Below are 6,630 nucleotides of genomic sequence, written 5' to 3'. Positions count from 1 at the left end.
CCGCCCGAGAGCTCATGCGGGTAACGCGCCGCGATTGCGGATGGCAGGCCGACGCGGGCGAGAAGCTCCCCAGCCTTCCCGCGCCGGTCGGGCAAGGCAAGCCCGTGAATGATGAAGGGCTCCGTCACAAGCGCGCCGACGCTCATGCGCGGACTGAGCGAGGCGACGGCATCCTGAAACATCATCGCGGCGTTGCGGCGCATGTGTGCGTAGGATGCGGCTGTCGAAAGGGTCTCGCCGTCGAAGCGCGTCGTGCCCTGCGAAACCGGCAGGAGGCCGAGCATCGCGCGCGCCAGCGTGGTCTTCCCGCTGCCCGATTCGCCCACAAGGCCGAAGGTCTCGCCAAGCGAAACCGTGAGCGAGATGCCATCGAGAATGTCGAAGCGCGGCGCGGTGCCGGGCAGCAGGCTCGCGAGGCCGCCGCCCGACATCGGCAGGCTCACCGAAACGTTTTCGATGTCGAGCAGCGCTGTCATGCCGTCACCCGGTGGCATCGGGCACCCTGGTTGGGTCCGCATCTGACCCATGGGGGATGAACATCGCGGCAGTGATCCATCGCGACGCTGCAGCGCGTGGCGAAGCTGCAGCCCGTCGGCGGCGATGTCAGGTCCGGCACGCGGCCCGGAATGACCGGCAGCACGCTCATCCGCTCCTCTACATGCGCGGGGTCGCAGGCTAGCAGCGCCTTCGTGTAAGGGTGGGCCGGAGCATGGAAGAGATCGTCCACCAGCGCTTCCTCCACCACTTCGCCCGCATACATCACGTAGACCCGGTCGCAGAGTTCCGCGACGACGCCCAGGTGATGCGTGACCACGATGATCGCGCCGCGATGAATGCTGCGGAGCTCGCGCAGCAGATGGATGATCTGCGCTTCCATCGTGACGTCGAGTGCTGTCGTCGGCTCGTCCGCCACGAGGATGCCGGGTTCCATGAGAAGGGCCGCCGCGATGGCCGCACGCTGGCGCATGCCACCCGAGAGTTCATGCGGATAGCGCCGGAGGCAGCCTGCGGGATCGGGGATGCCGACTTCCTCCAGAAGCTTGAGCGCCCGCGCCCGTTTCTCCGTGTACGGCGCATTGCGCTGGTGCTGGAAATCGACGAGCTGGTCCCCGATCGTCAGCACGGGATTGAACGAGGTCATCGGATCCTGAAACACCATCGCAATGTCGCGGCCTCGAAGTGCCCGCTGTGCTTCGGGATCGAGCGTCAGGATATCGGTGCCCCTGTAGCGGATGGCGCCGCCCTTGATCTCGGCATTGGTGCCGGGGAGGTTGATGATCGCGGAGGCGAGCGTCGATTTTCCGCAGCCGCTCTCGCCCACGATGCCGATCACTTCGCCTGCCCTTGCCGTGAGGCTCGCCCCGCGCAACGCCATCAGCAGGCCGCCCTCCGTATGATAGGCGATGGTGAGGTTGTCGATGTCGAGCAGGGGTTCCGTCACCGCGGCACCTTGAGTTTCAGGCGCGGGTCGAGGACATCGCGCAGTGACTCGCCGAGGAATGTGAAGCCGAGCGTGGCGAGGATCAGCGGAATGCCGGCCGCCACAACCATCGTCGGCGCGGCGCGGAGCGAGGTGTAGCCGTCATAGAGAATGTTGCCCCACGATGGCGTCGGCGGCTTCACGCCGAGGTTCAGGTAGCTGAGTCCCGCCTCCAGCATGATGATGACGGGAATATCCATGCTGAGCACGATCACCAGCGGCCCCACGACATTGGGAAGGAGATGCACCAGCATGATGCGGAGCGATGAGGCGCCCATGGCACGCTCGGCCAGGATGAAGTCGCTGTTCTTGAGCGAGAGCACCTGCGAGCGGATGAGGCGCGCATAAACCGGCATCGAGACCAGCACGATCACCAGGATGAGCGTCGCCGTGCCCGGCCCCAGAACGGTGATGACGGCAAGCGCGAACATGATCATTGGCAACGAACTCATCGAGTCGAAGAGCAGGACGAGAATGCTGTCCAGCCATCGCGGCCCGAAGCCTGACGCAAGCCCCAGCAGAAGACCGATTGTTCCCGCCAGGCCCGCCGCCGTGAGGGCGATCGAAAGAGCCGTGCGCGAGCCGTGGATGATGCGCGACAGCGTATCGCGCCCGAGCTGGTCGGTGCCCGCCCAATGCGCCAGGCTGGGCGGCGCGAACTTGTGGACGACATCGATCTTCAGCGGGTCGTAGGGCGAAAGCACCGGCGCAAAGAGGGCCATCAGCAGGAAGGCGCCGACGAGAGTTGAGCCGAGCAGTCCCATCGGGTCGGACAGCAAGCCCCGTAACGCCGAATGCCGGTACATGGGCTCAGCCACGGAGGACATCGCGCACCCTTGGGTCAAGGCTTGCAATCACCAGGTCGGCGAGCGTCACCACCATCAGGTAGAAGGCGGTCATCGTCAGCACGGTGCCCATCACCACGGGATAGTTGCGCTTCTGCACCGCGGCGGTGACCAGCGTGCCAATGCCCGGCCGCGAGAACACCGTCTCCACGAAGACTGCGCTCGACAGGATGGAGCCGAAGGCGACTGCCAGAAGCGAGATTGTGGGGATGATGGCGATGCGCAGCGCATACTTGAAGACGATCCGCCGCTCCGGCAGGCCGAAGGCGCGTGCCGTGCGGATGTGGTTTGCGCCCATCACCTCCAGCATCGAGGCCCGCACCATGCGCGCGAGGTAGCCGACCCAGCTGATGCCGATGGCAAAGGCCGGCATCAGCACCGCCTTGAACTGGCTCCATGGGTCGCCGGCCTCGCCCGCGCCGATGGCAGGGAGCCAGTTGAGCCAGACCGCAAAGATCAGCAGCAGGTAGATGGCGACCACGAATGACGGAATGGAAATGAGGCTGACCGAGAGCAGGCCCAGCATGCGGTCCATGAACGTGCCGCGGTAGATCACGGCGCTGCATCCCAGCGCCACACCCAGCACCACGGCCCATCCCATGGCGGCGAGGCCCAGCAGCAATGTCTGCGGAAAGACTTCGGCAATCTGCGCGGCGACCGGCCGCTTGGACCACACGTCATAACCGAGGTCGCCCGAGAGGGCGTTGGCGAAGAAGCGGTAGACCTGAATGAAGAGGGGCTGGTCAAGGCCCATGCGGGCGATCAGCTCGCGTTTCAGTTCCGGTGTGGCGCGGGGGCCGAGTGCCAGCGATGCCGGATCGCCCGGAACCAGGAAGACCATGGCATACATCGCGAGCATGACCACGATGAGGATCAGCACGGCGAGCAGGATGCGCTTGATCGCGTAGGTCAGCACCGGACGTTCAGCCCTTCCTGACGCAGGTTCGACTATACCATGTCACGCCTGATCCTCTCGTGCCACTCGCGCTCAAAGACGGGAACGCCATTCTCCTCAAGCCTCAAGGTCATGTCGACATGGAAGTACTTCGCATCGCAGGTGAGGCTGCCCGTGCTGTGATGCAGCAGCGTTGCATCCTTGCGCTTGATCTCGATCCGGAACTCGGTGTCCGTGCGAGCCGACAGCGGGTCGCCCTCCGTGATCGTGTATCGCGACAGGCCCGACGTGGTGTGCGTCTGTTCGATGTCGGTCATCGTGCGCGATCCCGTCCAGCGCGGGAAGTCGACCACGATCTCGCCCGAGAGCAGATCGCGCCGCACGCTGCGGCGATGCTTCGCTTCAACCGCATGATGAACGGCAGGCGTATCGGGTGCCGAGACGGGGTCCTCGAAAGGTCTCAGCTTCCCGTCGGCGGCAGACGTTGGCCTGACCGGAAGATCGAGCCGGCTCTTGCCCGTCTGCAGCGTCAGCGTCGCCAGTTCAGGCGACGGCCAGGCGATGGGCCAATAGGTGGTGGAGAGCGAAACGGCGATGCGATGACCCTTGGCGAAGACATGCGCAATGTCGTCGAGGTCGACCGTCGCCGTATAGGTCTTGCCCGGCACGAGTGCCTCCGCGTGCTCATGGCTGTCGCGGTGCGTGAGGTTGAGGAGGCCGACTGTCACCCGCGTCGAGCGTCTGTCGGGTGCGACGTCGTTGAGCCGCACGGCCACCAGTGCCTGCGGCTTGTCGCTCGAGAATGTGATGTGAAGCTGCGGCGCGCCGAGGATTTCGATTGTCTTCGTCAAGGGCGCACTGGTGAAGACGAGCGAGCCGCCATCGTCCTCGCGCTGGTCCGTCGGCCATTCGGCGTCCTGCCCGTATCGGCCGACTTCTCCCGCCGCGATGCCGACGGTGAGGGGAGAGCAGATGCTGAGCTTCGAGACCTTGCCCCTGGTCTTCGACAAGGCACCCGCATGGTTGAGATAGTGCTTCTCGCGGCGGATGCGCGGCGAGGGCCATGAGGATTCCGCCACCCAGCGTCCCGGCCGTTCCGCGTAGCAGGTGCTGGGCGGCCGTCCATCCTGCATCCACACGCGATACATCGGCTCATCCATCACGCCGGTGTCGATGTCCTTCAGCCAGTGATCGTACCAGCGCAGCGAATCCTGCAGCCAGCCGATCGCAGGACCAACGGCCGCGATCTGTGGATAGGAATGCGCCCATGGCCCGATCAGCCCCTTGCGTGGCACGTTCAGGCCCTCGAGCAGGCGTGGAATGCTTTCGGAATAATTGTCGGCCCAGCCATTCACCGCATAGACGGGAATCCTGATCTTCGAGAAGTCCTCGCAGACCGAGCCCTGCTTCCAGTAGCCGTCGCGCCGCTGGTGCTTCAGCCATGTGAGTATCCACGGTACATTGTGCTTTGCGCGCTCCAGCCACATCTCGCGCCAGCGGGGCCCCACGATTTCAGGGTCCGGGGGCAGGTCCTGATGCGCGAACATGGTGGATGACCAGTCGAAATTGTCCTTCGACAGGCAGCCGCCCACCCAGTGGATGTCGGTCGCATATCGGTCGTCGGTGGAACCCACCGTGATGATGGTCTTGAGTGCGGGCGGTTGCCGCGCCGCGATCTGCAGCGCGTTGAAGCCGCCCCATGAATTGCCGAACATGGCGACACGCCCTGAGCACCACGGCTGCCGGGCCAGCCAGGCGATCACCTCGCAGCCGTCCTTCTGCTCCTGCACGGTGTACTCGTCGGGGAGAATGCCATCGCTGTCGCCGCAGCCGCGGATGTCGACGCGGATCGAGGCATAGCCGTGGCCGGCATAGTAGAGATGCATGCCCTGGTCGCGCCCGCGCGTTCCGTCGCGCTTGCGATAGGGAAGATATTCAAGAAGGGCCGGGACCGGTTCCTTCTCGGCAGACTTCGGTATCCACAGCTTCGCGGCCAGCTTCGTTCCGTCGCGCAGCGGAATGAAGAGGTTCTCGACAATGTCGACCTCATGAGGAAATTCCGTCACGATCTTGGGCATGAACCATCCCGCCTCTTGTTGAACGACCATATAATAAGCTATGGTGCTTGGCAAGATGCAGAGAAATCCCCGCTACGATATCCTCTTCGAACCCGTTAGGATCGGGCCCGTCACCGCGCCCAACAGGTTTTACCAGACCCCGCACGCCACCGGCATGGGCTACATGAAACCCATGAGTTCCGCGGCCTTGCGCGGCATGAAGGCTGAGGGCGGCTGGGGTGTCGTTTCGACCGAGTATTGCTCCATCGATCCGGGCTCGGACGATTCACCTTTCGGCTTTCTCACCTTGTGGGATGAGGATGACGTGAAGGCCCTGGCGCTCATCACCGGTGCCGTCCACGAACATGGCAGTCTGGCGGCGGTGGAGCTCTGGCATGGCGGCTCGCATTCCGCGAACAGGATGATGCGCGAGCCGATGCTGGCGCCTTCGGTGCGTCCCGGCATGTACAATCTCGCGGGAACGGCGCGCGCCATGGACCTCCACGACATCCGTGCATTTCGCCGCGCCCAGCGCGAGGCGGCGATCAGGGCGAGGCGCGCGGGTGCCGACATCATCTACGTTTATGCAGGCCACGACTACCTGCCGTTCCAGTTTCTGTCCCGCCGTCACAATACGCGAAGCGACGAATATGGCGGCAGCCTCGAGAACCGCGTGCGCCTCATCCGCGAAATGCTCGAAGACACGAAGGATGCGGTGGGCGGAACCTGTGCCGTTGCGATCCGGCTTTCTGTCGACGAGCTGCACGGCCCCGGCGGTGTTACGTCTGAAGGCGAAGGCCGCGAGGCTGTTGCAATGCTGGCCGACATCCCGGACCTGTGGGACGTCAATGTCTCGGGCAGCCTCGGCAATGATTCGAAAAGCTCGCGGTTCAGCGCCGAGGGTTATCAGGAATCCTATGTTGCCTTCGTCAAGCAGCTGACGTCGAAGCCCGTTGTCAGCGTTGGACGCTTCACCTCTCCCGATACGATGGTGAGCCAGATCAGGCGCGGCATTCAGGACTTCATTGGCGCGGCACGCCCCTCGATTGCCGATCCCTTCCTGCCGAAGAAGATCGCACAAGGCCGCGAAGATGAAATCCGCGAATGCATCGGCTGCAACATCTGCCGGTCGGCCAACAACGAAGCGGTGCACCTGCGCTGCACGCAGAACCCGGCGATGGGCGAGGAATGGCGCCTCGGCTGGCATCCCGAGATCATTCCGCCGAAATCTTCCGAGGCAAAGGTGCTAGTGGTCGGCGGCGGGCCGGCGGGTCTTGAGGCCTCGCTGTCACTGGCGAAGCGCGGCTTCGAGGTGATGCTCGCCGAGCGCGGCACGTCGCTGGGTGGCCGCCT

General features: G+C 64.4%; 6 protein-coding genes. 1 reads left to right on the top strand and 5 read right to left on the bottom strand.

Annotated features, from left to right (window positions below; genetic code table 11):
- The 5 genes from ACEW8Q_RS11005 to ACEW8Q_RS10985 form a co-directional block, all read right to left on the bottom strand.
- Positions 1–476: ATP-binding cassette domain-containing protein (locus ACEW8Q_RS11005; RefSeq protein ID WP_373504106.1), on the bottom strand; the 476-nt coding region annotated here is incomplete at its 3' end.
- The gene (locus ACEW8Q_RS11000) at positions 473–1,441 is read right to left on the bottom strand and encodes an ABC transporter ATP-binding protein (protein WP_373504105.1); all 969 of its coding nucleotides are present in this window, start codon (positions 1,439–1,441) and stop codon (positions 473–475) included. The genes ACEW8Q_RS11005 and ACEW8Q_RS11000, both read right to left, overlap by 4 nt.
- The gene (locus ACEW8Q_RS10995; protein WP_373504104.1) at positions 1,438–2,307 is read right to left on the bottom strand and encodes an ABC transporter permease; all 870 of its coding nucleotides are present in this window, start codon (positions 2,305–2,307) and stop codon (positions 1,438–1,440) included. Before ACEW8Q_RS10995 ends, ACEW8Q_RS11000 begins: the two co-directional genes overlap by 4 nt.
- The gene (locus ACEW8Q_RS10990; protein ID WP_373504103.1) at positions 2,291–3,241 is read right to left on the bottom strand and encodes an ABC transporter permease; all 951 of its coding nucleotides are present in this window, start codon (positions 3,239–3,241) and stop codon (positions 2,291–2,293) included. The genes ACEW8Q_RS10995 and ACEW8Q_RS10990 overlap by 17 nt, the downstream gene beginning before the upstream one ends.
- 32 nt (positions 3,242–3,273) lie before the next feature.
- On the bottom strand, positions 3,274–5,298 hold the full coding sequence (locus tag ACEW8Q_RS10985) for a CocE/NonD family hydrolase (protein ID WP_373504102.1): 2,025 nt from the start codon (positions 5,296–5,298) through the stop codon (positions 3,274–3,276).
- 55 nt (positions 5,299–5,353) lie between these two features.
- On the opposite strand from ACEW8Q_RS10985, the gene ACEW8Q_RS10980 reads away from it, so the two are divergent.
- Positions 5,354–6,630, top strand: a 1,277-nt coding sequence (locus tag ACEW8Q_RS10980) for an NAD(P)-binding protein (protein WP_373504101.1), incomplete at its 3' end; no start/stop codon positions are given.

The sequence above is a fragment of the Aestuariivirga sp. genome (genome assembly GCF_041738905.1).
Lineage (GTDB): Bacteria > Pseudomonadota > Alphaproteobacteria > Rhizobiales > Aestuariivirgaceae > Aestuariivirga.
This window is presented reverse-complemented; position numbering and strand designations above follow the sequence as displayed.